We start from the raw sequence: 24,056 nt of genomic DNA on the forward strand, positions 1-24,056 counted from the left end.
ACTCGTTTCAGTCGGAACCCAATGTCACGTTCACGACCAGCGGCCGCCCCTGGCGCACCAGCTGCACCGGCACGACATCGCCGGCGTTGCGGGCTCGCACGGCGACGGTCAGCTCTGGAGCGTTGCGGACCATGCGATCGCCCACCTTGGTGATGACGTCTCCCTCGGCGATCCCGGCCCTGGCCGCGGGCCCGCCGTCGGCGACGTTGAGCACCTGCGCGCCCTCCGAGGTGTCCGCCGAGACGGACGCGGCGTTGATGCCGATGTCGGCGTGCTTGACCTGGCCGTTGCTGATCAGCAGCCGGGCGATCTTGATGGCGTCCCCGGCCGGGATGGCGAAGCCGATGCCGATGCTGCCGCCCTGTCCGGTGTCCCCGTCGGTGCGGATCGACGAGTTGATCCCGATCAGGGCACCGGTGGCATCCACCAGCGCGCCGCCGGAGTTGCCGTGGTTGATCGGCGCGTCGGTCTGGATGGCGTCATAGGTGACCGGCGGTTCCCCGTTGTCCCCTTGAGCCGTGACCGGCCGATGCAGGGCGCTGACGATGCCTGCGGTGACCGTGTTCTGCAGGCCCAGCGGCGAACCCACCGCGATCACCGAGTCGCCCGGCTGCAGGTCCGAGGACTTGCCCACCTGGATGACCACCGGGTTGGCCACCGCGACCTTGACGACCGCGAGGTCGGTCTTCGGATCGGTGCCGACCACCTTCGCCTCCGTCCGGGTGCCGTCGGAGAACACCGCGGTGATCTTGGCCTGTGGCTCGGTGGTGGCCAGGGCGATGACGTGGTTGTTGGTGACGGCGTAGCCCGCCGGGTCGACCATCACGCCCGATCCGACGCTGCCCGCCTGGCCGGAGACCACCTCGATCGAGATCACCGCCGGGGACACCCGCCGGGCGATGTCGGCGACCGAACCGGGAGCTCTTTCCTTGCCGGCCTGGGCCTCGGAAATGGTCGCCTGGCCGGTCAGCGCGTTGCCCGTGTCGGCGATCCACCAGCCCACCAGGCCCCCGACCGCTCCGATCAGCAGGCAGACGGCACCGAGCAGGGCCAGCGCGGACGGTTTGACGCGGCGCCCGAACACCACCTCGGGCAGCGACAGCATCGGGAAGGTCCCGGGTTCGGCCCCGTCCCCGTCACCGTTCCCGGCCTCCAGCGCCGGAACGCCCAGGACGGCCGGGGCGCCGGGATCCCGCCAAGGATCGGTCTTCCGCGACCACAGCGCCGGTTCCGGCTGACCGTCACCGGGCCCGCTGTCGTCCGCGGGTCGCTGGAGCACCACGCCTTCGGCTCCGGGCGGACGGCCGAACGCCTCGGCGAGGGATTCCGGCGCCGGTGGTTGCGCGATGATCTTGCCGTCGGCGGACTGGGCCGGGGCATAGAGCTTGTCGAAAGCGCCCTCCACGCCGCGCGGCCTGCCGAAGGCGGCGGCCTGCGCGGGATCCACCGGCGGCCGTTCGACGGGCCTGGGCGCCAGGCGAGGCTCATCGGACGGAGTGGGCTGGTTCATCTTTCCCCGGGATAGACGGTTTTCGGGCGACGATACGCCACTGATCCTTCCGTCCCCTCAGTGAAGCAGGTGTCAGCGCCCGGAGCCCGTGGGCAGCGCTCAGCCGGTTCAGTGACTGTCGAGCACCGCGGCCGCGCTCGTAGCGGTCGAGGTGGTCGTCGTCGTGGCCACCGGCGCGGCACCCATCTGGGCACGCAACACACCCGGTTGGGTGCCACCACCCTGCTCGGGGGCCTGGCCCGCACTGCCGCTCCCACCAGAAGAGGTCACCACGATCGCGAGCGCGCTCAGTACCAGCCCGGACACGACCACCCCGGCGCCCTGAGCGGCCCGCCGCCGCACCGAACCGGAGCGTTGCCTGCTTCCGAGGACGGCACCGCTTCCCAGCGGGGTGGCCGATCCAAGGGGTGCCGACGAGCCCAGCGCCGACTGCATGCGCAGACCGGTGACGCGGTCCGGCCGCTGGATCGCGACCAGCTGACCTTCCTCGGTCATCGCCAGGTTGTCGGGCGCGGTCGGGAGGTCGGTTTGCTGCGGAATGTCCCGCAGGGCGGCCAGGAAGCCGGCCGAGATCCGGGGTGCCTGAGCACGCTTGACCGCGGCACGAGCCTGGCGCTGCGCCGCGATCTCGGCGGTGCAGCAGGGGCATCGGGCGATGTGGGACGCGGCGCGATCCCGGGCGCCGAGCGACAACTCGCCGTCCACGAACGCCACGACCGCATCGGGCATCAGATGCGTTTCGGAAAAAGGTCCCCATCCACGCGGTTCGGTCATACTTGCTCCTCCGCGAGTTCGCACGCGTCGTCCTGACGGTGGCGAGTCGGCACAGGTCGTGTCATGCGGAAGCCTCCACCGATTCTCGCTCCAGCGCGCGGCGTCGTTCCAACGCGGCGCGCAGCGCCTGCCGCCCACGGTGGATCCTGCTGCGCACCGTGCCCAGCTTCACCCCCAGCGTGGCACCGATCTCCTCGTAGGACAGTCCTTCGACGTCACAGAGCACCACGGCGGCACGGAACTCCGGCGGCAGCTCGTCCAGAGCCTCCTGCAGGTCAGGATCCAGGTGAGTCTCGCTGTAGACCTGCTCCGGGCTCGGATCGTCGCCGACGATCCGGTCGGTGTCCTCCGGCAGGCCCTCCATGCGGACCCGCGAACGGCGGCGGGCCATGTCGAGGAAGAGGTTGGTGGTGATGCGGTGCAACCACCCCTCGAAGGTGCCGGGCTTGTACGAGGCCAGTGATCGGAACACCCGGATGAAGGTCTCCTGGGTGAGGTCCTCGGCGTCGTGCGTGTTGCCGGTGAGACGGTAGGCGAGCCGGTAAACCCGGTCGGCGTGCTCGCGCACGACTTCATCCCAGGACGGAGGTGTCCATGCGGTCTCGTCGACCGTCACCGGACGGCCCTCTACCGCGAGCTCCTCGTTCGTCGCGCTCTTCTGCATCGGCGGGGAAGGCACCTCCATCAGGCAGTTCTCCCAACTGATCGGTCCAACGCGGTAGATCCGTGCCGTGTTCCCGCGTCCGGTAACAAGCTTGGTCCACCCACTTATGTGTCTAGTGAGACGCCACTGAGAGCGTCCTGAGAGTTCCGGTCCGAACACCGGGTATGCCCCGCGGAGCCGCCGTCAACCCACCCGCGGCGTGCGATATCGCAACAAGTTCCTGTCTTGCGCGGTTTGCTCCAGGGCCGACGCTAACCTCTCCCGGTGACCTCCGACGACAGTTACGTGCCCGACGACGAGGTGCTGCTCGCCGCCCGTGGCCGGGCGGAGGAGTTCGGTTGCGTCCCGGTCGGCACGGCGGAGGGCACGACGCTGTGTTTCCTGGCGGCGGGCCTGCGGGCACGGGCGGTGGTGGAGATCGGCACCGGCACCGGGGTGAGCGGGCTGTACCTGCTGCGCGGGATGGCGCCTGACGGGGTGCTGACGTCGATCGACATCGAGCCGGAATACCACCGCGCGGCCCGCAAGACGTTCCTGGACGCCGGTTTCCCGTCCGGGCGGACCCGGCTGATCATCGGCCGTGCCCTGGACGTCCTGCCGCGGTTGACCACCGGTGGTTACGACCTGGTCTTCGTCGACGCGGCCCGGTCCGAGTACCCCGGCTACTACGAGCACGGGGTGGACCTGCTGCGGCCGGGAGGCGTATTGGTCTTCCACGGTGTGCTGAACCCGCGAACCGACCCCCCGCGCCGCGACCCCGGCGTGGTCGCGGCGCGTGAGCTGGCGAGGGCGGTCCGCGAAGACACCCGGCTGGTGCCCGCGCTGTTGCCGGGCCTGCTCGTGGCCGCCATGCGCTGACCGGCATCCGTACTCCGCTCGGCAGCCGCGTGAACGGAAACTGTCGGACCCCGGTGGGAGCATGTCCCCTGTAGGGAGAACACCAGCGCACAATGCTTTCCGTTTGTGCCTGATGTCGCCATGGGAGTCGGACATCCGGGGAGGTGCCCATGCGGGAAGCCGTGGCCGAGGCCGCGCGGTTCCTCGCCGCGCGAGCCGCCGAGCCGATCACGCTCGCGGACGTGGCCGATCACGTCGGCTACAGCCCGTTCCACCTGGCCCGCACCTTCGAGCGGCACCTCGGCATGCCGCCGGGGCAGTTCCTCGCGGCACACCGCTTCCAGCGGGCGAAGCGGCTCCTGTTGTCCGGTGACGAGCGGATCATCGACATCTGTCACGAGGTCGGGTTCACCTCGGTGGGCACCTTCACCACGCGGTTCGCCGCCGCCGTCGGCCGGACCCCGCTGGAGTTCCGCAGGCTTCCCGACGCACTCGCCCAGGCGCCGCCCCGGCCGGTGATGGTTCCCGGCGACGCGAGCGTCGGCGGGACGGTCGCCGGCTCGGTGCGCCTGAGCGCGGCGGCTGTGGCCTTGCTTGGCGACTCTCCGTCGATTTACGTCGGCCTGTTCCCGCGTCGTGCCGCGAGGGGAAAACCGGTCAGCGGCACGCTACTGGGGGAAACGAGCGATTTCATCCTCACTGGTGTGCCGCCGGGAGCGTACTGGCTGATGTCGTCGGCGCTGCCCTCGCGGGCCGGCCCCGAAGCGCAGCTTGTGCCCGTGCGCACGGTGTCGGGTGTGGCCGGCGAGCCGGTGTACGTGACCCGGACCAAGCGGTCACACTGCCGGGACATCAGTCTGGATATCGGTCCGGAGTGGTCGCCACCCGTCCTCGTGGCCCTGCCGCCCCTGGCGTCCACACCCGCCCGTCGAGCGATGACGGCGGCCGCGCCATGACGCTCATGGTGTTCCTCTTCCCGGCCAGTGGGCGACTACGACGGCTATTTCACCTGGTCCTGCTCGGCATAGGAAGCGGCCAGTTCGACAAGGGTGCGGGCGGCGAATCCGGTACCGCCGGGCGTGACATCCGCGTAGGGCTTTTCGGCACGCGCAGGGCCCGCGATGTCCAGGTGGGCCCACGGGGTGGCGCCCTCGACGAACTCGCGCAGGAAGAGCGCAGCCGTGATGCCTCCGGGCCCGCCCGGGGACTGCCGGACATCACCGATCTCGCCGCGCACCGCGCCGGCGTGTTCTTCGAGCAACGGCATCCGCCACCACGCCTCGCCCGCCCGCGTACCGGCCGCCAGGATGCGCGACGCGAGATCGTCGTCCCCCGCGAAAAAGCCACCGATGCGCAACCCGAGCGCGACCTTCATGGCGCCGGTGAGGGTCGCGACGTCCACCACGGCGTCCGGCCGGAACCGCCGGCTTCCGTAGACCAGCGCGTCGGCGAGCACCATGCGGCCCTCGGCGTCGGTGTTCGACACCTCGGTGGTCTTTCCCCCGTAATGACGAACGACATCGCCGGGCCGGTAGGAGCCACCGGAGACGTGGTTCTCCGCGGCCGGTACCAGGGCGGTCACCCGGACATTCAGCCGCAGCGCGGCGATCGCCCGGGTCGCGGCGATCACGGCCGCGCCACCGGCCATGTCGGTCCGCATGAGGTGCATCCCCTCCGCGGGCTTGATCGACAGACCTCCGGTGTCGAACGTGATGCCCTTGCCGACGAGCAGCAGATGCCGCGAAGCCGCGCGCGGCCGGTAACTCAACTCGATCAACCGGGGCGGAGACGCCGAACCACCGCCCACCGCGAGCACTCCGCCGAAACCCTGCTCGGCAAGCCATCGTTCGTCGCGGATCGTCGCCTTCACGCCCGGGACGTCCGACACGAGCCGTTCCGCCGTGGCGGCCAGCCACTCCGGGTTCTTGATATTCGACGGCGTGTTCGCCAGGTCCCGTGCCACCGTGGCCGCCTCCGCGAGTACCCGGACCCGCGCAAGCCTCCGTGAATACTCGGGTTCGTGCTCGGACGGCGTGAGCAGGCGTAGCGCGCGGACACCCGGTTTGCCCGCATCCGAGCTGACCTTGAACCGGTAGCCGCCGAGCAAGGCACCCGTCGCCAGAGCGGCGACGCTTTCGCCGGCCGTCTCCCCCGCCAGGTCGACCTGGACGGTGCGCACGCGGTCGTCCTCACCGGCGGCCCGGACCAGCGCCGCTCCGGCGGAGACCCAGTCCCGCACGGTGCCGTCGCCGACGCCGACCAGCCAGCGCGGGCCGTCACCTCCGACCTCGAGCACCTCCCCGGTCCTCCCCATGTGCCGGACGCCCCCGATCTCGCGGGGGCCGTCGCCGGAGCGCACGACCTCGGCGACGGGCACGCCGCGCCGGGGCGCCTCGGCGAGCTCGAGCTCGATCAAGCGACTGGGAATGGCCGGCAGTGGGAACCGGGCCACAGGACACCTCCGTCCTTCGCGACCTGGGCGCGAAAACGATTACGCCGTCCGGGCGGGACGGCGGGACGAGCGGCCGGCGATGCCGCCGATCGACGAGACGACGAAATCCGGCCGAGGTTCCCTCAGCCGGTGGTGGGAGTGCGTGACGGGACGGAGGTCAGCTGGTGGCCTCCTGAAGCGCGACGCCCAGGTCCTTGGCCTCCTCGGCAGACAGTTCGACGACAAGCCGCCCGCCACCCTCGAGCGGAACGCGCATCACGAGGCCCCGCCCCTCCTTAGTCACCTCGAGGGGACCATCTCCGGTCCGGGGCTTCATGGCCGCCATAGCGTGCTCCCTCCGTCTCAACCGGCGCGCCCGGGTCGCGCTCGCCTAAGCCAACCGGGTGTCATGCGCCATTCTCCCTCATCAACCTGGGCACGCGAACGCGGACCGATCTTTTCGTGTTTGCATAGGTGCTGGTATGCGGCCCAGGAGCGCTCTCGATCAGGAGGAGACAGTGAGCACCACAGTGACCACTGAGGACGTGCTACTCACCACCGACGCGCACGGTGTCCGGACGGTGACCCTCAATCGACCCAAGGCGTACAACGCGCTCACCGTCGAGTTGAAGGAACGTCTTCTGGCAACCCTGCGCGACGCGGCCGAAACGCCCGAAGTCCGCGCGGTCGTGCTGACCGGAGCGGGCAAGGCGTTTTGCGCGGGGCAGGACCTCAAGCAGCATGTCGCGCTGCTCCAGGCGGGGGACCCGGCGCCCCTGCGGACCGTCACCGACCACTACAACCCGATCGTGCGAACCATCGTCGACATGCCCAAGCCGGTGATCGCCGCGCTCAACGGTCCGGCCGCCGGTGCGGGTGCCGCCTTCGCCTACGCCTGTGACCTGCGGCTCGCGGCGGCCTCGGCGAACTTCGTGATGGCTTTCGCCGGCGTCGGGCTCGGCCCCGACTCGGGGGCGTCGTGGACGCTGCAGCGGCTTGTCGGTTACGGCCGCGCTGCCGAACTGATGCTGCTGGGCCGGCCGGTCGACGCCGTCGAAGCACTCCGGCTCGGCCTGGTCAGTGAGGTCATCGAGGACGACGAGCTCGCGACCCGCGCACACGCGGTGGCCGCGAACCTGGCCGCCGGGCCGACCCTGACCTACGCCAAGATCAAGGAGGTACTGAGCGCGGCCGCGACGAGCACCCTGGACGAAGCCCTGGCCGTCGAGGACGCGGCCCAGACCGTCCTCGGCGCCACCGCCGATCACCGCGAGGCCGTCGAAGCCTTCGTCGCCAAGCGCAAACCGGAGTTCCAGGGCAAGTAGCCGAAGGCCCACGGCTCTATTGGAGGAAGGTGGCTTTACTACGGACTATCCGTGTCGATCAGCGGCCGGACGAAAAGCGTGTCCGGCCGCGTGGAGCGGCCTCCGGCGGACAGCAGAGGTCTTGGGCGGCCAGCGTCGCCGCCTCCGGCCGAGTAAAGCCACCTTGCTACCGAAAAAGGGCCGTCGAGGGCGCGGGTCAGGACGCGCGGAAGCAGCCTGCCAAGTGGTCGTCGACCATGCCGGTGGCCTGCATGAGCGCATAACAGGTGGTGGGGCCGACGAACGCGAAGCCCCGCCGCTTCAGCTCCTTGGCCATCGCCTTCGACTCCGGGGTGATCGCCGGCACGTCGGCCATGGTGCGCGGACGTTTCGGCCGGGGCTCCGACGGCGCGAACGACCACAGCAGGTCGTCCAGCGGCCGGTCCAGTTCGGCGATCGCCCTGGCGTTGGTGATCGCGGCGGCGATCTTGGCGCGGTTTCGCACGATGGCGCTGTCCGCGAGCAGACGTGCGACGTCGTCGTCGGAGAAGGCGGCCACCTTCTCCGGGACGAAGCCGGCGAACGCCCGCCGGAAGCCCTCGCGTTTGCGCAGAATGGTGATCCAGGACAGACCGGACTGGAAGGCCTCCAGGCACAAGCGTTCGTAAAGCTCGTCCTGGCCGTGCAGCGGCACGCCCCATTCGGTGTCGTGGTACTCGGCGTAGTCCGGCGCGGAGTTGCCCCATGGGCATCGAGCCACACCATCCGTTCCGACCAGCGTCATCGCGCCCCCATCGAGTAGTTCTCGGCGAACCGGGCGAACCGGCGCAGCGACTCGCGCACCCCCAGCGCGAACGCCGGTCTCACCAGCGGCCACCCCATTCTGCCGACTGGGCCGAAGGGCAGGTCCAGGCTCTCGGTCCAGACGAACGTCGAGGACTGAGGTCCCTTCGCGTGCACGTGGAACGCCCCGCTGCCACGCACCAGCCTTCCCAGGTGCCGTACCGTGCACCGCACCGGAGGCTCCCACGCCGTGATTTCCATCGTGTCGGTGAACCCGAGCAAACCCGGACCGGTGACCGCCGAAAGCCGGGAACCGACGCTCCGGCCGTCGCCGCCGACCACGCGAACCTTGGTGCCGAGCATCCACTCGTGCTGCCGGGACCAGTCGGTCAGCGCGAGCCACGTGGTGCCGGCGGGCGCGGCCACATCGACCGAAAACACCAAGTCGGTCATCGGGTGCGCTGTGCCTCCAGTTCGGTCACCCGGGCACGAAGCTCGTCGATCTGCGCGCCGAGCCGCTCCATCACCCAGTCCACTTCGGACATCTTGTATCCGCGAAGCACGAGCTGGTAGCGGACGTTCCGCACATCCTCACCGGTGACCTCGCCCGCGGGCAGCCTGGTCGGCGAACTGCCCGGCGGCAGGGGCGCGAGCTCTTCGCCCCGGCCGAACACGACTGCGGCGAGCAGGAACACCACCGCCGCCACCAGCAGCATGACTACGAGGTAGATAAGCGCGGTCGTCACAGCGACGATCGTGGCACACGAACGCGACGGCCGTCGCGCGAGCGGGTCCGGACACGCCCTCGCGGCGGACGGTGACGGCACCGGCGCGCAACGGCGTTCCCGCGGCGGGTACAGGGCCGGTCACCCGCTGGGGCGAAGGCCTGCCGACGCCCGGACCGGGTCACGCGAACGAGGCAGGCGGCGTCACCGCGACAGGTGGTGAGCCGCCACTCTCCGGCGCGATCGCCGTACCCCGTCGTGATCGCGCATGCCATGCTTGATCCGAGGGGAGTCGGGAGGAGCCTTGCTACAGCTGTTGATCCGGCGCGGGTTGGCCCCGCTGGCACGTCTCACTTACCGGCCCGAAATACACGGAGCCGAACGGGTACCCAGCACCGGTCCGGTGATCCTGGCCGCGAACCACCGCGCGGCCGTCGACACCGCGGTGATCTCGATCGCGTCCCCGCGCCCGGTCGCGTTCCTGGGCAAGGCGGAATATTTCACCGGCAAGGGACCGCAGGGACGGTTCACCGCGGCATTCCTGCGGGCGCTGGGTTATGTGCCCGTCAAGCGCGGTAACGCGGCCGCGGGGCTGTCCGCGCTGGAGTCCGCGCGCAAGGTCCTGGAGGCGGGGGGCGTGTTCGGGATCTACCCGGAGGGCACGCGCTCCCTGGACGGGAGGCTGCACCGCGGGCATACCGGCGTCGGCGCGCTGGCGCTCGCGACCGGGGCCAAGGTGGTCCCGGTCGCCTTGACCGGCACCGAGCGGGTGCAGCCCGTCGGCAAGCGTTTCCCGCGTCTGGCGAAGGTCACCGTCCGGTTCGGGGAACCACTCGACTTCCGCCGCTACGAGAGCATGCGCTCCTCGCCGGCCGTGCGGCGCTCTGTCACGGACGAGGTCATGTACGCGATCCTCGAGCTCTCCGAACAGGAATACGTCGACACCTACCACAAGCGCCCCGGCGAGGCCGCCTGAGAGGTTCGCGTACTGGAGGAAGGTGGATTTACTACGGATCATCCGTAGTAAATCCACCTTCCTCCACATCCAGGGCGTGGGTCAGTCGGTCCACTTCGGGGTGGCTTGGGGACGGTAGGAGGCGAACGACTCCAGCAGCACCACTGGGTCGGGGTCGACGAAGATGAGGTCGCGGTGCTGCGGGCGGAGGAAGCCCTCGGTCACCATGTGGTCGGCGAAGTCGCGCAGCGGGCGGAAGTAACCCGCGGTGTCCACCAGACCGATGGGCTTGGCGTGCAGCCCGAGCTGGGCCCAGGTCCACACTTCGGCCAGTTCCTCCAGCGTGCCGGCACCGCCGGGCAACGCGAGGAAACCGTCCGCCAGCTCGGCCATCTTCGCCTTGCGCTCGTGCATGTCCGCGGTGACGTGCAACTCGGTCAGGCCGTCGTGCGCGATTTCGGCGCGCATCAGGTGCTTCGGGATCACCCCGATCACCTCGCCGCCCTCGGCCAGGGCCGCGTCCGCGACCACGCCCATGATCCCGACGCGCCCGCCGCCGTAGACCACTCCTATCCCGCGCTGGGCGAGGAGCTTGCCTACCGCGGTGGCGTGCTCGGCATAGACCGGATCGTTGCCAGTGGACGATCCGCAGAACACACAGATCCGGCGCATCTAGTGGGTGTCCTCCCATGCCTTGTAGGACTCCTGGACCATCCGCACGGCGTCGTCGATTTCGTCGGTGACGTGCAACAGCGCCAGGTCCTTCTCGCCGATCTTTCCCTCGCCGTAGACCGAGTTCTTCACCCAGTCGTAGAGTCCGCCCCAATATGATCGTCCAAAAAGGACAACCGGGAACTTGGTCACCTTCTTGGTCTGCACCAGGGTGAGGGCCTCGAACAGCTCGTCCAGTGTGCCGAAACCACCGGGCAGGCAGATGAACGCCTGGGCGTACTTGATGAACATGGTCTTGCGGGTGAAGAAATAGCGGAAGTTGACGCCGAGATCGACCCACGGATTCAGGCCCTGTTCGAAGGGCAGTTCGATGCCGAGGCCGATGGACAACCCGCCCGCCTCGGAGGCCCCACGATTGACGGCCTCCATCGTGCCGGGGCCACCACCGGTGATCGCCGCGAACCCCGCGGTGGCCAGCGCGGCGCCGAGTTGCCGCCCCTGCTCGTACTCGGGATGGTCGCGGGGTGTGCGCGCCGAGCCGAACACGGTGACCGCGCGAGGCACCTCGGCCAGCGCGCCGAAACCTTCGACGAATTCGGCCTGGATTCGCAGGACTCGCCACGGGTCGGTGTGTACCCAGTCCGACGGGCCCCGTGAGTCCAGCAGGCGCTGGTCCGTCGTGGTGGCTTCCACGCGCCGGCCACGCCTGAGCACCACCGGCCCCCGCTGCTTCTCCCGTGGGTGCTCGGGGTATTCGACTTGCTCTTCTGTCACCTCGGCGAGCTTAGGGCGTGCTTTCCCCGTCGCGCGATCGGATTCGCCGGTCACTTGCCGAGAAAGTGGTGCAGCACCTGGGCGACCTGCCGGATTTCCGTGGCGGACACGTGTTCTTCACGGGTGTGTGCCAGCGTCGGGTCGCCGGGTCCGAAGTTCACCGCCGGCATGCCGAGCGCGGCGAACCGGGCAACGTCGGTCCAGCCGAGTTTCGGCGCCGCCTTCCCGCCTGCCGCTTCGATCAGACCGGCCGCGGCGGGCGCGGAAAGCCCCGGCAACGCCCCGGCCGCGCAGTCCACAACGGACAGATCGAAACCGTCGAAGACCTCACGCAGGTGCCTCTCCGCGCGCTCCGGCGTGCGGTCCGGAGCGAACCGGAAGTTGACGGTGAGCACCGCCTCGTCCGGGACCACGTTCCCGGCGACCCCACCGCCGATCCGAACGGCCTGAAGTCCCTCCCGGTAGGTCAGACCGTCGATCTCGACGTCCCTGGCCCGGTACTCCGCGAGCCGGCGCAACGGCTCGGCGAGGCCGTGGATGGCGTTCACGCCCATCCACGCCCGTGCGGTGTGGGCGCGCTTGCCCGTGCATCGCAGTTCGATCCGCATGGTGCCCTGGCAGCCCGCTTCGATCACCGCGTTCGACGGCTCGCCGACGATCGCCAGGTCACCACGCAACCAGTCCGGCCGCTCCCGCTCGATCCGGCCGAGCCCGTTCCGCGCGGCCTCGACCTCCTCGCAGTCGTAGAAGACGAAGGTGAGGTCGTGCGCCGGTTCGGTGACCGTGCCCGCGAGGTGCAGGAACACCGCGTCGCCGCCCTTCATGTCGACGGTCCCGAGGCCGTGCAGCACGTCACCCTCGCGCCGAAGCGGCAGGTTCTCGTTCACCGGCACGGTGTCCAGATGTCCGGCGAGCACCACCCGCTCCGGCCTGCCCAGATTCGTCATGGCCAGCACCGTGTTGCCCACCCGCTCGACTTCGAGATGCGCCTCCCGGCCGAGCGCGGACTCCACCGCGCCGGCGATGACGGCCTCGTCACCGGACACGCTCGGGATGTCCACCAGGGCGCAGGCGATGTCGACGGGGTCGGCGTGCAGGTCGAGACGGGTCATGCGAGGGAGACTACGGTGATGCGCGTGCACATGCGAAAGACCTTGGCTCTCGGCGTCTTACCGTGCCGTTCGTTACCAACCCGAGGGCAGCCACGGCGGAAACGGGTGTCTGCGGACAGGTCGGCTGCGGACCGCCTCCGCCTGCTTTCGCTCGGATTGGTAACGCTCGCGCTCACGGCCTGCAGCGGGCAGGAGGCCGGCCCGACGCCGCACGGCGGTGGGGGCCAGGCCACCACACCGGACGCGCTCGCGGTCAAGCTCCGTGCGCTCAACACCGACGAATGCTGGCGCACTCCCGTCCAGCAGGCTCCGCAGGGCTGCGCGAAGTACGTCAACGAACTGGGGAGCACGGTCGGCATGATCCGTGAACAGCCCGGTTTCACCGCACAGGCGGACGGTCTCGCCAAGGAGGTCGCCGACTACCACGCCGCACACTGCGAGACCGTCCCGGCGCCGGGCGACCCCTGCTCGCGGACGCTGACGGACATCGCCGCGACACTCACCGCCACCAGAGACAAGCTGGACACCCAGGTCACCAGCCGATAAAGGGCGACGTTTACGGTTGGCTCCGAGACAGCCCCTGTGCCGACCAGCGGCTGTCAGGGTGACCACAGCGGAGGAAACAGTGAGCGAGACGCCGAACCCCGAGACTACCGGTGCCGCCGCCGCAGGGCTGGCCACGGTCACGACCGACGGAACGGTCCTGGACACCTGGTTCCCGCAGCCGAAACTGACCGGCGCCGGACAGGCCCCCGGCACCGAACGGCTCTCCCGGGAGCAGGCGGCCGAGGTGCTCGGCGAGGCCGCCGCGAAGCTGCTCGGGCCGGACACGGACCGCGGCGTCGAAGTGGTCGCCGTGCGCACCACCATCGCCCGGCTCGCCGACGCACCCGCCGACGCGCACGACCTGTACCTGAGGCTGCACCTGCTTTCCCACCGCCTGGTCGGGCCACACGGGCAGAACCTGGACGGCATCTTCGGCCTGCTCGCCAATGTGGTCTGGACCAACCATGGCCCCTGCCCGGTCGAGGGTTTCGAGGCGACCCGGCTACGGCTCCGTGCGCGAGGCGCGGTCACCGTGTACGGGATCGACAAGTTCCCGCGCATGGTCGACTACGTCGTCCCCTCCGGGGTGCGCATCGGTGACGCGGACCGGGTCCGGCTCGGCGCGCACCTGGCGTCCGGCACCACGGTCATGCACGAGGGGTTCGTGAACTACAACGCGGGCACGCTCGGCGCGTCGATGATCGAGGGACGGGTCTCCGCGGGCGTCGTGGTCGGGGACGGCAGCGATGTCGGTGGCGGAGCCTCGATCATGGGCACGCTGTCCGGTGGCGGGAAGGAAGTGATCTCGCTCGGCGAGCGCTGCCTGATCGGCGCCAACGGCGGGATCGGCATTTCGCTCGGCGACGACTCGGTCGTCGAAGCGGGTCTCTACGTGACCGCGGGCACGAAGGTGCTGGTGGAAGGCCGGTCGGTCAAGGCACGGGAGCTGTCGGGCATCTCCGGCGCGTTGTTCCGCCGCAACTCCGCCACCGGTGCCGTCGAGGTGGTGCCGAGGACCGGTTCGACGGTCGAACTCAACGCCGCGCTCCACGCCAACGACTGAACAGTCCTTTGTAGACATCCGGTCGGGCGCGCGCCGGTTCCCCTATTATCATTGGATGAGCGCCGAAACGCTGCCCGCGGCGGCCGAGGTGAGGTCACCGGCCGACCTCGGTCTGGGTGACGAGCCCAGGCGCGCGGGGCCCCAGGACACCTCACAAGCGCACCTTCGCGCCAAACTCGACGCGGAACTGCGCGTGCTGTTGGCGACCGAGGCGGGCACGCGGTCGGGTCGTGACCCCGAGGACCTCCACCAGATGCGCGTGGCCGTCCGGCGCATGCGAAGCGTGCTCCGGGTCGCCGAGGGCCGCGACGCGGAGACCGTGCGCGCCGAGCTGAAATGGCTGGGCACCGCGCTCGGCGAGGTGCGTGACTATGACGTGCTCATCGCACATCTGCGTGATGTGGTCGACCGGTTCGACGACCAGGACCGCGAGCCCGCCGCTCTGCTCATCGCACTCTTCGACGCCGAGCGGGCGGAGGCAAGGCGCCGGATGAACCAGGCGCTCGGCAGCTCACGATACGACTCATTGCTGATCGCGATCGCCGAACTGAGCCGCGACGCCGAGGTCCGGTCGACACCGGAGACCTCCCGGCTGGATGCGGCTCAGGCGCTGCGGAAGCCCTACCGCAAGCTCACCAAGGCGGCCAAGCGCCTGCCCGAGATCCCGTCGGACGCCGAACTGCACGCCCTGCGGATCCGTGGCAAACGCTTGCGCTACGCCGCCGAAATGGCCACGCCCGCGGCCGGGAAGAAGCAGGCCAAGCGGCTTGGTTCACTGGTCAAGGCGGCCAAGAAGTTGCAGGACGTGCTGGGCGACCATCAGGACGCCGTGGTCGCCGCGGCCCGGGTGCGCGCCGTGGCCGCCCTCTCCGGGGCCCCGCCCGTCGACTTCGTGGCCGGCCGCGTCGTCGAGCACGAAACCTGTCGGCGCACCGAGGCCCGCTCGGTCTGGCCCGACGCTCTTGCCGCCGTCAGCGCCCTCGCCTCCCGGATGGTCGCCTGACCGCGTTTTTAGGAAGCAAGGGCTGTTTACTACGGAACATCCGTAGTAAACAGCCCTTGCTTCTTTTCAGGAACGATTCAGAGGGGTGTTCAGGTCAGGCGGTCGGCGGCGGCGTCGATGCGTTCGTCGGTCGCGGTGAGGGCGACGCGGACGTGACGGCCACCGGTCGGGCCGTAGAAGGTGCCCGGCGCGACGAGGATGCCTCGCTCGGCCAGCCAGTCCACGGTCCGCCAGGCATCCTCGTCCCGGGTCGCCCACAGGTAGAGGCCGGCCTCGGAGTGACCGATCTGGAAGCCGTTGCCCTCCAACGCCTTCCGCAGCACGATCCGCCGCCGCGCGTAGCGCTCCCGCTGTGCCGCCAGGGCCTCGTCGTCGGCCAGCGCGACGGTCATCGCCTCCTGCACCGGCCTCGGCACGATCATCCCGGCATGCTTGCGCACGGTCAGCAGGTCGGCCACGAGCGCCGGGTCACCGGTCACGAAGCCCGCGCGATAGCTGGCCATGTTGGCCGACTTCGACAGCGAATGCACGGCGAGGAGACCGTCCATCCGTCCGTCGCAGACGTCGGGATGCAGTATCGACAGCGGTTCGGCCTCCCAGCCGAGCGTCAGGTAACACTCGTCGGAGACCAGGCAGACGTCCCGCTCCCGGGTCCATTCGACGACCTTGCGCAGGTGGTCCACACCGAGCACGCGCCCGGTCGGGTTGGACGGCGAGTTCAGCCAGACCATCCGGGGCCGCTGCGGGCCCAGCGCCAGCAAGCCGTCCGCGCGCAGCATGGACGCCCCGGCCAGCAGGACACCGACCTCGTACGTCGGATAGGACAGCTCGGGAATGACCACCGTGTCCCCGGGCCCGACGCCCAGCAGGCGCGGCAGCCAGGCCACGAGTTCCTTGGAACCGATGGTCGGCAGCACCCCGTCCGGCTCGATGCCGACGACACCATGCCGGCGGCGCAGTGCTTCCACCGCGGCCGTCCGCAAGGCCAACGTGCCGTGCGTCGTGGGATAGCCCGGGATCTCCGACACCGAGGCCAGGGCGGCCCGGACCGGTTCCGGCACCGGATCGACCGGGGTCCCCACCGAGAGGTCGACGATGCCGCCCGGATGCGCCCGGGCCGTCGCGTCGGCCCCGGCGAGGGTGTCCCACGGGAAGTCCGGCAGGCGAGGCGTCATTCGCCGCGCGGCGAAAGGTCCTTGATCCACTGCGGATCGTCGCTGACCTTGCCCACCTTGGAGGCCCCGCCGGGCGAGCCCAGCTTGTCGAAGAAGTCGACGTTGGCCTTGGTGTACTCGGCCCACTCGTCGGGGACGTCGTCCTCGTAGTAGATGGCTTCCACCGGGCACACCGGCTCGCAGGCACCGCAGTCAACACACTCGTCGGGGTGGATGTAGAGCATGCGGTCGCCCTCGTAGATGCAGTCGACGGGGCACTCGTCGATGCACGCCTTGTCGAGCACGTCGACGCAGGGCTCGGCGATCACGTAGGTCACTGCGCTCTCCTGCTTTGTGAATGAGATCCAGCTACAGCGTCGGACATTACGCGGTTCCTGGGTGTGGTTTCCAGGTAAGGGGAACCTTATCCTTCCCCCTCTACCGCACAATGTAACCCGTGTGGACTCCGGAAACACTCGAACTCCGCTGTGCCGACGCCTGGCCCGCCGTGATCGAGGAGAAGGTCGGGGATTGGCGCCTGAGAGCCGCCGCGGATCGGCCTCCGGGGAGCCGCCCTCGGGAAGACCAGGTGCGGGCCTCCAGCGACACCCAGGCGGGTGACGACAGGAACGCGGCGTCTGCCGTCCCCTTCACCGCACGCGCCAACAGCACGCTGGCGGTCGGCGATCCGGGCCTGCCGGTGGCCGAGGCGCTGAAAACGGTCTGTGAGTTCGCCCACAGCCACCGGAATCCCCCTGTCGTGCAGGCGATCGAGGACAGCGAGACCGAGCGGGAGATCGCGGGGGCGGGGTGGGTACCGCACTCGGGGCACGCCGCCGGCCACGTCGTTTCGGTCCTGACCGGCGCCCTGGGCGATGGGGCGCCGGAGGTCACCCTTTCGTCGAGTCCGTCACCCGGCTGGTGGGACCTCACCGTCGGAACCACGCACCCCAGCCCGGCGCAACGCCATGTGCTCACCACCGGCGAGGTCGGGTTCGGCACCATCGAGGCGGGCGACGTCACCGCAGGCGCCCTACGGGCGGCGGTCGCCGGGGACATCCTGCTCGTGGCCCGGCTCGCCGTGCGCCCCCAGTACCGGCGACAGGGACTGGCGAAGGCCCTGATGGCGGCTTGTGGCCCGTGGGCCGCCGAACGCGGTGCGAAAACGTGCGTGCTGCAGGTCGCCATCGGCAACGAGCCGGCGCTTGCGCTCTACCGGGCCCTCGGCTTCGCAGAGCACCACAGGTACAGGTACTGGGTTCGGTGAATCGGCGTGCGAGGATCGGACCCCGTGAAGGTAGTCGTAGTAGTCGGCGGAGTGGGCGGAGCCCGCTTCCTGCTCGGCGTAAAGGCCGCGCTCGGCCTCCCCCCGGTCGGCGAGGGCGAATCGCCACACGAAGTGACCGCGGTGGTGAACACCGGCGACGACGTGTGGATGCACGGCCTCCGGATCGCTCCGGACCTGGACACCTGCATGTACACCCTGGGCGGTGGGATCGACCCCGCACGGGGCTGGGGCCATCAGGACGAGACATGGACGGTCAAGGAGGAACTCGCCGCCTACGGCGCCGAGCCCACCTGGTTCGGTCTCGGCGACAAGGACATCGCCACCCACCTCATCCGCACCAGGATGCTGCGCGCCGGATACCCGCTGTCCGCGATCACCGAGGCCCTGTGCGACCGGTGGCGCCCGGGCGCGCGGCTGTTGCCGATGACCGACGATCGCGTCGAGACACACGTCGTGGTGGACGACCCCGACCAGGCCGGCCAGCGGAAGGCCCTGCATTTCCAGGAATGGTGGGTGCGCTACCGAGCCGGGCTCCCCGCGCATTCGATCGTGCCGGTCGGTGCCGACGAGGCCAAGCCGGCGCCCGGGGTGATCGAGGCGATCGGCGAGGCCGACGCGGTGCTCTTCGCGCCGTCGAACCCGGTCGTGTCGGTGGGCACGGTGTTGTCGGTGCCCGGGGTGCGAGACGCCCTGCGCTCGACGAAGGCCGGCGTGGTCGGCGTGTCCCCCATCATCAACGGGAAACCGCTGCGAGGGATGGCCGACGCGTGCCTCACCGCGATCGGCGTCGAGACCTCCGCCGAGGCGGTGGGACGTCACTACGGGTCCCGCCAGACCTCGGACGACGGCCTGCTCGACGGCTGGCTGGTCGCCGAGGGCGAGACCGTCGACGTGCCCGGGGTCGCGGTGCGCGCGGTGCCGCTGCTGATGTCCGATGTGGACGCCACCGCCGCGATGGCGAGGGCGGCCCTCGAGCTGTCTGGAGTGGACCTTGAGCCAGCGCGAGCGTAGACACGACCATGCCGCCGGACGTCTGGAGATCATTCCCGTCGAGGGGTTGCCGGAGTTCCGGCCGGGCGACGACCTGACCGGGGCCATCGCGGCCGCCGCACGCTGGTTGCGTTCCGGGGACGTCCTCGTCGTCACCAGCAAGGTGGTGTCGAAGATCGAGGGCAGGCTCATCCGCGTGCCCACCGACCCGGAGGAACGGGACGCGGCACGGCGCGAACTGGTCGAGCGGGAGGCCGTGCATGTGCTCGCCCGGTTCGGCCGGACCCTGATCACCCAGAACCGGATCGGCGTGGTGCAGGCGGCTTCCGGGGTCGACGGGTCGAACGTGGCCGGGAACGAGATCGCGTTGCTGCCGGCCGATCCGGACGCCTCCGCCCTCGCACTGCGCAACGGGTTGCGGGAACGGCTCGGTGTCGAGGTGGCCGTGATCATCACCGACACCATGGGCCGCGCCTGGCGGGTCGGGCAGATCGACGCCGCCATCGGCGCCTCGGGCCTGAAGGTCCTGCACTCCTACGAGGGCAAGGTCGATGGTCAGGGCAACGAACTGCAGGTCACCGAGATCGCCGTGGCCGACGAGCTGGCCGCCGCGGCGGACCTGGTGAAAGGAAAGCTCGGCGCGGTCCCGGTCGCGGTGGTCCGCGGAATGTCCTTTGTGGACGATGGCTCTCAGGCTCGCGACCTGGTGCGACCGGCCGCGGAGGACATGTTCCGGATGGGCACGGCCGAAGCGATCGCTCAAGGGCGCCGAGAAGCCGTGCCGCTGCGTCGTTCCGTGCGCCGCTTCACCGCCGAGCCGGTGGACCCGGACACGCTGCGTCGTTCGATCGGTGCCGCGCTGACCGCACCGGCGCCGCATCACAGCAAACCGGTGCGGTTCGTCTGGCTCCGCGACCGGGGATTGCGGCGGAAACTCCTCGAAGCCATGCGCGAGTCGTGGCGAGCGGATCTGCGGGGCGACGGCTTCACCGACGAACAGATCGCGAAGCGGATCGGCCGTGGGGACATCCTGTTCGAGGCACCGGAAGTCGTGCTGCCGTTCCTCACGCCCGAGGGCGCGCACACCTACCCGGACGATCGCCGCAACGACTGTGAGCGGACGATGTTCACGGTGGCGGGCGGCGCGGCCGTGCAGAGCCTGCTGATCGCGCTGGCCGCGGAAGGACTCGGCTCGTGCTGGATCGGCTCGACCATCTTCGCCGCGGACCTCGCTCGTGAAGTGCTGGGCCTGGCGCCGGAATGGCGACCGCTCGGCGCGGTCGCGGTCGGGCACCCCGAAGAGCCCGCCACACCACGTCAACCGCTGACGGAAGGGCTGCTCGAACTGTGACGCCCCTGCATCAGTCCGCGGTGTCCGTTTTGGCCGAGTGGCGACCGCTGGAACACGGGCAGGAGGCTTTGCGCCAGGCCTTCCTCGGGTTCCTCGCCGCACGGGAGGACGCCTGCGCGCGATCCTGTGCCGCCGGTCATCTCACCGCGTCGGCCATGGTGCTCGACGCGGATGGGGAGAACGTGCTGCTCACCCTGCACCCGCGCGTCGGCCGTTGGCTTCAGCTCGGCGGTCACTGCGAGCCCGGGGACGATTCGCTGGTCGCGGCCGCGCTGCGGGAAGCACACGAAGAGTCCGGCATCGACGGGTTGCGTATCGACCCCGAACCGGTCCACCTGGACGTGCACCCGATCACGTGCTCGCTCGGTGTGCCGACGCGGCATTTCGACGTCCGGTTCGCGATCAAGGCACCGCGCGGGGCGAAAGCCGTGCGCAGCGACGAGTCCGACGATCTGCGCTGGTGGCCGCTGGACGGGCTGCCACCGGATTCGGCGGACCTGGCCGGACCGCTCGCGGGCGCGCGGGCGCGAGTCGCGGTTGCGGAGGAAGGTGTGTTTACTACGGATCATCCGTAGTAAACACACCTTCCTCCAGAAACGCGTTGCCGGTCAGATCGCGCGGTAGTCCCGTGCCGGCAGGCGGGGGCCGAAGCGCGGACGGGAAAACCCGGCCGCCTCGACGTATCTGACGGCTCGCTGTCGTTGTGGCGCGTAGGGGGCGAGGACCTCGGCGAGGCCGGCGTCGTCGAGCCCTTCACCGACGAGGGCGTGCCCGACGATGGCCGGGATGTGGAAATCACCGAAACTCACCGCGTCCGGGTCGCCCCAGGCGCGCTGTGCCACCTCGGCCGCGGTCCACACCCCGATGCCCGGCACCTTGCGCAGCAGCGCACGCCCCTCGGCGCCGCCGAGTTCGGCGGCACGCTCCAGCCGGTGCGCGACCTGCGCCGCGCCGATCAGCGCACGCCTGCGGCTGACATCGACACCGGCCCGGTGCCAGTTCCAGTCCACAATGGACAATATCGCCTTCGGCGACGGCGGCACGCGCATACCGGCAGGCGCCGGGCCCGGGGCGGGCTCACCGAACCAGCGGCACAGCTCACGCCAGGACCGGCGAGCCTCGATTCCGGTCACCTTCTGCTCCAGCACCGCCGGCACGAGCGCGTCCCACACCCGGCCCGTCGCACCCAGTCTCAGCCCCGGCATGCGGCGGCGCGCCGCGGCCACCACGTCGTGATGCGCGACGAACGCGCTGTCGTCGTCGTTCGCGCCGAGCAGCGCGGGCAGCCCGTCCAACAGGGAGTCCGTGCCAGGCCCCCAGGCCCTTGCCTCGACACCCCCGTCAGCGGAACCGCGCAACGCCAGCGTGCCCGGTCCACCCGCCGCGTTGCCGGTCAGCCATATGACGCCCGCGTCGTGGCGCTGACACGGATCGCCCTTGCCCCGGCCGTGCGGTGCCAGCACCGCACCGAGATCGAGCGGAAAACCAGGGCGATGCCACCGCGACTTCACGCCCTCACCGCATCTCGTCCGGCCCGGGGTGTCAAGCGTCGCTGGAGAATCGGATCGATCCGTCCGGCAGCGCGACGTTGGGCCACACCCGCGCGCCGGTGAGCAGCTCACAGCCCGCACCGACCGACGCACCGTCGCCGAGCACCACGCCCCGCAGCACGGCGCCCTTGGCCACCCGCGACCCCGCACCCAGTACCGAGTTCTCGACGACCGCGTCCTCGGCGACGGAAACGCCGTCGAACAGCACGGAAGCGACCACCTGAGCGCCCGCGGCGACCTCGGCGCCGGAACCGATCGTGGACCCGCCGGTCACCGCGGCACCCGGATCGACACGGGCACCGTTCAGCACGAGCGCGTCGCCGGCCGGACCGGGCAGCGCGGAGGTCGGGGCGACACCGCGAACCAGGTCGGCCGAACCACGCACGAACGCCTCCGGGGTACCGACATCGAGCCAGTACGACGCGTCGACGAAACCGTGCAGGTGGGCACCCGCCGCGAGCAACCCGGGAAACGTCTCCCGCTCGACCGACACCCGGCGTCCCGCCGGGATGCCCTCGATGACCTCGCGCCGGAACACGTAGCAACCGGCGTTGATCTGGTCGGTCGGCGGGTTGGGGGCCTTCTCCAGGAAGGCGGTGACCCGGCCGTCGTCGTCGGTGGGCACCGAGCCGAACCGGCTCGGGTCGTCCACCCGTTGCAGATGCAGGGTCACGTCGGCCCCGGCGTCGCGGTGCGTGCGGACGAGCGCGCCGAGATCGGCGCCGGACAGGATGTCGCCGTTGAAGATCACCGCGTCGGCGGCCCGCAGATGTCCGGCCACGTTCCGGATCGCGCCGCCCGTGTCGAGCGGCTCGTCCTCCACCACGTACTCCAGTTCCAGCCCGTGCGCGGAGCCGTCACCGAAGAACCGCTCGAAGACCTCGGCGTGATAGGAGGTGCCGAGGACGACGTGGGTCATTCCCGCCGCCCGGATCCTGGACAGCAGGTGGCTCAGGAACGGCACCCCCGCCGTCGGCAGCATCGGCTTCGGGGCGGACAGGGTCAGCGGGCGCAGGCGCGTGCCCTTGCCACCGACCAGCACCACCGCGTCTGGCGCATCTCGTTCCACGGTCAAATTCCTCCTGTTATCACGCAACCCCCGGCGACAAACCCGGGGGAAACGCTAACGGTGACGGCCCGGAGGGCCTACCCTAGACAGCACACGGGTGGCCCCTCTCGCAGAGGGGCCTGGCTCGAATCAGGAGGCGAGGCGATGGACCCCCTCGAGCGGGCGGACGCTTTGCTGGCTCGGGCACGGGCGCGTGGCGCGTTCGTCGTCACGCCGGAAGACGCGACCTCACCGATGGACGCGGCGAACACGCAGCAGATTCCCCGGTCGGTGGTCAACCAGATCGACCGAGGCGAAGATCCGGAGACCACCGCGGTCGTGCCGTCGTCGGTGATCGAGTCGGTGCAGGAGAGCCTCCGCAAGCCGGACACCCGCGTCGATCTGCCCGCGGTGCGGGCGGACCATCCGTGGGAAGACCAGGTCGGCGGCCTGCTCCCGACCACGACACAGACCAACGGCCAGTCCGACCTCGCGCGCCGCCTCGAGGGCCTCTGATCTTGCGCTGACCGGTGCCGGCCTCCGTTGCCGGAGGCCGGCGCTAGCCGCGCGTCTCGATCCGGAGGCGAACCGCCAGGCCCGCCTTGATCAAGGCCAGAACGGGCTTCCAGGCGAGCCCCTGATGCCGGTCGGCGAGGTAGCGGTAAGCGCTTTCATGGTGGACGGCCAGCATTTTCTTGGGCGCCCGGGACGTAGCCTTACCGCCGATATGCGTCACGACGGCCGAAGGGGCGTAGACGTTGAGCCATCCGGCGCGCCCGATCCGGTCGCCGAGATCGACGTCTTCGAAGTACATGAAATACTTCGGGTCGAATCCGCCGACCGCCTCGAAGGCCTCGCGGCGGAACAACTGACACGAGCCGGAAAGCCACTCCGACCGCCGCTCCACGGGCGCGCGTTCCTGCCGGTACGCCCTGGTCCACGGGTTCGCGGGCCAGATCTTGCCGAAGACCGCGTGCCCGATGCCGCGGCCGAACGAAGGCAGCAGCCTGGCCGACGGGTAGACCGTGCCGTCGGGCTCCCGGATGAGCGGCCCGAAAGCGCCGCCACGGGGCCACCGCTTCGTGGCCTCGAGGAGGATGTCGAGCGAACCCGGCTCCCACTCGAGGTCGGGGTTGGCCACCACGACCCAGCCGTAACTTTCGTCCAGTTCGGCGACACCACGGTTCGCGCCGCCGCCGTAACCGAGATTCTCCCCGATCCGCAGCAGGTGCACGTTCTCCCGCCGCGCGGCCTTGTCGAGCGCGTCGTCCGTGGAGTCGTTGTCGGCCAGCACGACCCGTACGTCGCGCGTCGTGGCCTTCTCGAGAGTGTCGAGGAAACGTTCGAGGTCCTCGCCGGGGAAGTAGGTCACGACGACCACGGCGAGCCCATCGCCATAGCGTGTCGGCTCGGTCACCCTGGTCATTGTGCCGGGTTCGGCGCCGGACGCGTGGGCCACCCCATGAACCGCGCTCACCTGCGCGAAGTCACACAATCGGGCGGAGCCGTCGCCAACCAGGCG

Annotated in this window: 28 protein-coding genes; 12 read left to right on the forward strand and 16 right to left on the reverse strand. The window is 70.1% G+C overall.

From position 1 onward, the window contains the following. Nucleotides 1-7: 7 nt before the first annotated feature. The 3 genes from ACFSXZ_RS37400 to sigE all read right to left on the reverse strand — a co-directional run bounded on the left by ACFSXZ_RS37400 (nucleotide 8) and on the right by sigE (nucleotide 2,969). Nucleotides 8-1,510 (reverse strand): S1C family serine protease, encoded by a 1,503-nt coding sequence (locus ACFSXZ_RS37400; RefSeq protein ID WP_378270895.1) that lies wholly within the window; start codon nucleotides 1,508-1,510, stop codon nucleotides 8-10. A 108-nt stretch (nucleotides 1,511-1,618) separates the two neighbouring features. Beyond that, a complete protein-coding gene (locus ACFSXZ_RS37405) occupies nucleotides 1,619-2,284 on the reverse strand; it encodes a hypothetical protein (RefSeq protein ID WP_378270896.1) in 666 nt (221 codons plus the stop codon). A 61-nt stretch (nucleotides 2,285-2,345) separates the two neighbouring features. Next, on the reverse strand, nucleotides 2,346-2,969 hold the full coding sequence (gene sigE, locus ACFSXZ_RS37410; protein WP_378270898.1) for an RNA polymerase sigma factor SigE: 624 nt from the start codon (nucleotides 2,967-2,969) through the stop codon (nucleotides 2,346-2,348). Nucleotides 2,970-3,212: 243 nt separating this feature from the next. Between sigE and ACFSXZ_RS37415 the strand changes: the two genes are divergently transcribed. Together ACFSXZ_RS37415 and ACFSXZ_RS37420 are read left to right on the forward strand one after the other, a co-directional pair. Continuing rightward, nucleotides 3,213-3,806, forward strand: a complete 594-nt coding sequence (locus ACFSXZ_RS37415; protein ID WP_378270900.1) for an O-methyltransferase — start codon at nucleotides 3,213-3,215, stop codon at nucleotides 3,804-3,806. Nucleotides 3,807-3,955: 149 nt separating this feature from the next. Next, nucleotides 3,956-4,741 carry a helix-turn-helix transcriptional regulator gene (locus ACFSXZ_RS37420; RefSeq protein WP_378270902.1) on the forward strand — a complete coding sequence of 262 codons (786 nt, stop codon included), beginning with the start codon at nucleotides 3,956-3,958 and terminating at the stop codon, nucleotides 4,739-4,741. 44 nt (nucleotides 4,742-4,785) lie between these two features. On the opposite strand, the gene ACFSXZ_RS37425 is transcribed toward ACFSXZ_RS37420, so the two are convergent. Together ACFSXZ_RS37425 and ACFSXZ_RS37430 are read right to left on the reverse strand one after the other, a co-directional pair. Continuing rightward, on the reverse strand, nucleotides 4,786-6,237 hold the full coding sequence (locus ACFSXZ_RS37425; protein ID WP_378270903.1) for a leucyl aminopeptidase family protein: 1,452 nt from the start codon (nucleotides 6,235-6,237) through the stop codon (nucleotides 4,786-4,788). Nucleotides 6,238-6,394: 157 nt separating this feature from the next. After that, nucleotides 6,395-6,562: a DUF3117 domain-containing protein gene (locus ACFSXZ_RS37430; RefSeq protein WP_081617745.1), complete on the reverse strand. Its 168-nt coding sequence runs from the start codon at nucleotides 6,560-6,562 to the stop codon at nucleotides 6,395-6,397. 184 nt (nucleotides 6,563-6,746) lie between these two features. Between ACFSXZ_RS37430 and ACFSXZ_RS37435 the strand changes: the two genes are divergently transcribed. Then, the gene (locus tag ACFSXZ_RS37435; protein WP_378271064.1) at nucleotides 6,747-7,541 is read left to right on the forward strand and encodes an enoyl-CoA hydratase-related protein; all 795 of its coding nucleotides are present in this window, start codon (nucleotides 6,747-6,749) and stop codon (nucleotides 7,539-7,541) included. A gap of 196 nt (nucleotides 7,542-7,737) precedes the next feature. Here ACFSXZ_RS37435 and ACFSXZ_RS37440 read toward each other — a convergent pair whose 3' ends face one another. From ACFSXZ_RS37440 to ACFSXZ_RS37450, 3 genes are read right to left on the reverse strand one after another with little or no spacing between them, the layout of a single operon-like run. After that, on the reverse strand, nucleotides 7,738-8,304 hold the full coding sequence (locus ACFSXZ_RS37440; RefSeq protein ID WP_378270905.1) for a DNA-3-methyladenine glycosylase I: 567 nt from the start codon (nucleotides 8,302-8,304) through the stop codon (nucleotides 7,738-7,740). Further along, a complete protein-coding gene (locus tag ACFSXZ_RS37445) occupies nucleotides 8,301-8,756 on the reverse strand; it encodes an SRPBCC family protein (RefSeq protein ID WP_378270906.1) in 456 nt (151 codons plus the stop codon). Before ACFSXZ_RS37445 ends, ACFSXZ_RS37440 begins: the two co-directional genes overlap by 4 nt. Beyond that, nucleotides 8,753-9,049 (reverse strand): DivIVA domain-containing protein, encoded by a 297-nt coding sequence (locus tag ACFSXZ_RS37450; protein ID WP_378270908.1) that lies wholly within the window; start codon nucleotides 9,047-9,049, stop codon nucleotides 8,753-8,755. The genes ACFSXZ_RS37445 and ACFSXZ_RS37450 overlap by 4 nt, the downstream gene beginning before the upstream one ends. A 283-nt stretch (nucleotides 9,050-9,332) precedes the next feature. On the opposite strand from ACFSXZ_RS37450, the gene ACFSXZ_RS37455 reads away from it, so the two are divergent. After that, entirely contained in the window at nucleotides 9,333-10,004 is a 672-nt protein-coding gene (locus ACFSXZ_RS37455) for a lysophospholipid acyltransferase family protein (RefSeq protein ID WP_378270909.1), read from the forward strand. Nucleotides 10,005-10,085: 81 nt separating this feature from the next. Here ACFSXZ_RS37455 and ACFSXZ_RS37460 read toward each other — a convergent pair whose 3' ends face one another. Genes ACFSXZ_RS37460 through dapE form a run of 3 tightly spaced genes read right to left on the reverse strand, consistent with a single transcriptional unit; the run spans nucleotide 10,086 to nucleotide 12,541 of the window. After that, entirely contained in the window at nucleotides 10,086-10,655 is a 570-nt protein-coding gene (locus ACFSXZ_RS37460; protein ID WP_378270911.1) for an LOG family protein, read from the reverse strand. Next, complete coding sequence (locus tag ACFSXZ_RS37465; RefSeq protein ID WP_378270913.1) at nucleotides 10,656-11,429, reverse strand: LOG family protein; 774 nt, start codon at nucleotides 11,427-11,429, stop codon at nucleotides 10,656-10,658. It abuts the gene before it with no gap. A gap of 50 nt (nucleotides 11,430-11,479) precedes the next feature. After that, nucleotides 11,480-12,541, reverse strand: coding sequence for a succinyl-diaminopimelate desuccinylase (gene dapE / locus ACFSXZ_RS37470; protein WP_378270915.1), 1,062 nt, complete (start codon nucleotides 12,539-12,541; stop codon nucleotides 11,480-11,482). A 105-nt stretch (nucleotides 12,542-12,646) separates the two neighbouring features. Here dapE and ACFSXZ_RS37475 point away from each other — a divergent pair, with 105 nt between their 5' ends. The 3 genes from ACFSXZ_RS37475 to ACFSXZ_RS37485 all read left to right on the forward strand — a co-directional run bounded on the left by ACFSXZ_RS37475 (nucleotide 12,647) and on the right by ACFSXZ_RS37485 (nucleotide 15,153). Continuing rightward, entirely contained in the window at nucleotides 12,647-13,087 is a 441-nt protein-coding gene (locus ACFSXZ_RS37475) for a hypothetical protein (protein ID WP_378270916.1), read from the forward strand. Between the two features lie 79 nt (nucleotides 13,088-13,166). Then, the gene (dapD, locus tag ACFSXZ_RS37480) at nucleotides 13,167-14,150 is read left to right on the forward strand and encodes a 2,3,4,5-tetrahydropyridine-2,6-dicarboxylate N-succinyltransferase (protein ID WP_378270917.1); all 984 of its coding nucleotides are present in this window, start codon (nucleotides 13,167-13,169) and stop codon (nucleotides 14,148-14,150) included. Nucleotides 14,151-14,205: 55 nt separating this feature from the next. Then, nucleotides 14,206-15,153 carry a CHAD domain-containing protein gene (locus ACFSXZ_RS37485; protein ID WP_378270919.1) on the forward strand — a complete coding sequence of 316 codons (948 nt, stop codon included), beginning with the start codon at nucleotides 14,206-14,208 and terminating at the stop codon, nucleotides 15,151-15,153. A gap of 89 nt (nucleotides 15,154-15,242) precedes the next feature. Here the strand turns inward: ACFSXZ_RS37485 and dapC are convergent, their stop codons facing one another. Further along, nucleotides 15,243-16,328, reverse strand: a complete 1,086-nt coding sequence (gene dapC, locus ACFSXZ_RS37490) for a succinyldiaminopimelate transaminase (RefSeq protein ID WP_378271066.1) — start codon at nucleotides 16,326-16,328, stop codon at nucleotides 15,243-15,245. Further along, the gene (fdxA, locus tag ACFSXZ_RS37495; RefSeq protein WP_378270921.1) at nucleotides 16,325-16,645 is read right to left on the reverse strand and encodes a ferredoxin; all 321 of its coding nucleotides are present in this window, start codon (nucleotides 16,643-16,645) and stop codon (nucleotides 16,325-16,327) included. Before fdxA ends, dapC begins: the two co-directional genes overlap by 4 nt. A gap of 119 nt (nucleotides 16,646-16,764) precedes the next feature. Between fdxA and ACFSXZ_RS37500 the strand changes: the two genes are divergently transcribed. The 4 genes from ACFSXZ_RS37500 to ACFSXZ_RS37515 are packed head-to-tail and all read left to right on the forward strand — an operon-like array spanning nucleotide 16,765 to nucleotide 20,511. Next, the gene (locus tag ACFSXZ_RS37500) at nucleotides 16,765-17,574 is read left to right on the forward strand and encodes a GNAT family N-acetyltransferase (protein ID WP_378270923.1); all 810 of its coding nucleotides are present in this window, start codon (nucleotides 16,765-16,767) and stop codon (nucleotides 17,572-17,574) included. Between the two features lie 24 nt (nucleotides 17,575-17,598). After that, nucleotides 17,599-18,606 (forward strand): 2-phospho-L-lactate transferase, encoded by a 1,008-nt coding sequence (gene cofD / locus ACFSXZ_RS37505; RefSeq protein ID WP_378270924.1) that lies wholly within the window; start codon nucleotides 17,599-17,601, stop codon nucleotides 18,604-18,606. Further along, nucleotides 18,530-19,936: a coenzyme F420-0:L-glutamate ligase gene (locus tag ACFSXZ_RS37510; protein ID WP_378270926.1), complete on the forward strand. Its 1,407-nt coding sequence runs from the start codon at nucleotides 18,530-18,532 to the stop codon at nucleotides 19,934-19,936. The genes cofD and ACFSXZ_RS37510 overlap by 77 nt, the downstream gene beginning before the upstream one ends. 20 nt (nucleotides 19,937-19,956) lie before the next feature. Beyond that, entirely contained in the window at nucleotides 19,957-20,511 is a 555-nt protein-coding gene (locus ACFSXZ_RS37515; protein WP_378270927.1) for an NUDIX hydrolase, read from the forward strand. A gap of 33 nt (nucleotides 20,512-20,544) precedes the next feature. On the opposite strand, the gene ACFSXZ_RS37520 is transcribed toward ACFSXZ_RS37515, so the two are convergent. Then, complete coding sequence (locus tag ACFSXZ_RS37520; RefSeq protein WP_378270929.1) at nucleotides 20,545-21,447, reverse strand: DNA-3-methyladenine glycosylase family protein; 903 nt, start codon at nucleotides 21,445-21,447, stop codon at nucleotides 20,545-20,547. Between the two features lie 31 nt (nucleotides 21,448-21,478). Continuing rightward, complete coding sequence (locus ACFSXZ_RS37525; protein WP_378270931.1) at nucleotides 21,479-22,561, reverse strand: sugar phosphate nucleotidyltransferase; 1,083 nt, start codon at nucleotides 22,559-22,561, stop codon at nucleotides 21,479-21,481. Between the two features lie 138 nt (nucleotides 22,562-22,699). Between ACFSXZ_RS37525 and ACFSXZ_RS37530 the strand changes: the two genes are divergently transcribed. Beyond that, a complete protein-coding gene (locus ACFSXZ_RS37530; RefSeq protein WP_378270933.1) occupies nucleotides 22,700-23,050 on the forward strand; it encodes a hypothetical protein in 351 nt (116 codons plus the stop codon). Between the two features lie 43 nt (nucleotides 23,051-23,093). On the opposite strand, the gene ACFSXZ_RS37535 is transcribed toward ACFSXZ_RS37530, so the two are convergent. Next, nucleotides 23,094-23,960 carry a glycosyltransferase family 2 protein gene (locus tag ACFSXZ_RS37535; RefSeq protein WP_378271067.1) on the reverse strand — a complete coding sequence of 289 codons (867 nt, stop codon included), beginning with the start codon at nucleotides 23,958-23,960 and terminating at the stop codon, nucleotides 23,094-23,096. Nucleotides 23,961-24,056 lie beyond the last annotated feature (96 nt).

Source organism: Amycolatopsis pigmentata, assembly GCF_042684065.1.
GTDB classification, from domain to species: domain Bacteria; phylum Actinomycetota; class Actinomycetes; order Mycobacteriales; family Pseudonocardiaceae; genus Amycolatopsis_E; species Amycolatopsis_E pigmentata.

What these genes read in the sequence shown, in the direction of transcription:
- ACFSXZ_RS37400 (WP_378270895.1), bottom strand. Translation starts at nt 1,510, where the DNA reads ATGAACCAGCCCACTCCGTCCGATGAGCCTCGCCTGGCGCCCAGGCCC.
- ACFSXZ_RS37405 (WP_378270896.1), bottom strand. Translation starts at nt 2,284, where the DNA reads ATGACCGAACCGCGTGGATGGGGACCTTTTTCCGAAACGCATCTGATG.
- sigE (WP_378270898.1), bottom strand. Translation starts at nt 2,969, where the DNA reads ATGGAGGTGCCTTCCCCGCCGATGCAGAAGAGCGCGACGAACGAGGAG.
- ACFSXZ_RS37420 (WP_378270902.1), top strand. Translation starts at nt 3,956, where the DNA reads ATGCGGGAAGCCGTGGCCGAGGCCGCGCGGTTCCTCGCCGCGCGAGCC.
- ACFSXZ_RS37430 (WP_081617745.1), bottom strand. Translation starts at nt 6,562, where the DNA reads ATGGCGGCCATGAAGCCCCGGACCGGAGATGGTCCCCTCGAGGTGACT.
- ACFSXZ_RS37440 (WP_378270905.1), bottom strand. Translation starts at nt 8,304, where the DNA reads ATGACGCTGGTCGGAACGGATGGTGTGGCTCGATGCCCATGGGGCAAC.
- ACFSXZ_RS37445 (WP_378270906.1), bottom strand. Translation starts at nt 8,756, where the DNA reads ATGACCGACTTGGTGTTTTCGGTCGATGTGGCCGCGCCCGCCGGCACC.
- ACFSXZ_RS37460 (WP_378270911.1), bottom strand. Translation starts at nt 10,655, where the DNA reads ATGCGCCGGATCTGTGTGTTCTGCGGATCGTCCACTGGCAACGATCCG.
- dapE (WP_378270915.1), bottom strand. Translation starts at nt 12,541, where the DNA reads ATGACCCGTCTCGACCTGCACGCCGACCCCGTCGACATCGCCTGCGCC.
- ACFSXZ_RS37485 (WP_378270919.1), top strand. Translation starts at nt 14,206, where the DNA reads ATGAGCGCCGAAACGCTGCCCGCGGCGGCCGAGGTGAGGTCACCGGCC.
- dapC (WP_378271066.1), bottom strand. Translation starts at nt 16,328, where the DNA reads ATGACGCCTCGCCTGCCGGACTTCCCGTGGGACACCCTCGCCGGGGCC.
- ACFSXZ_RS37510 (WP_378270926.1), top strand. Translation starts at nt 18,530, where the DNA reads ATGTGGACGCCACCGCCGCGATGGCGAGGGCGGCCCTCGAGCTGTCTG.
- ACFSXZ_RS37530 (WP_378270933.1), top strand. Translation starts at nt 22,700, where the DNA reads ATGGACCCCCTCGAGCGGGCGGACGCTTTGCTGGCTCGGGCACGGGCG.
- ACFSXZ_RS37535 (WP_378271067.1), bottom strand. Translation starts at nt 23,960, where the DNA reads ATGACCAGGGTGACCGAGCCGACACGCTATGGCGATGGGCTCGCCGTG.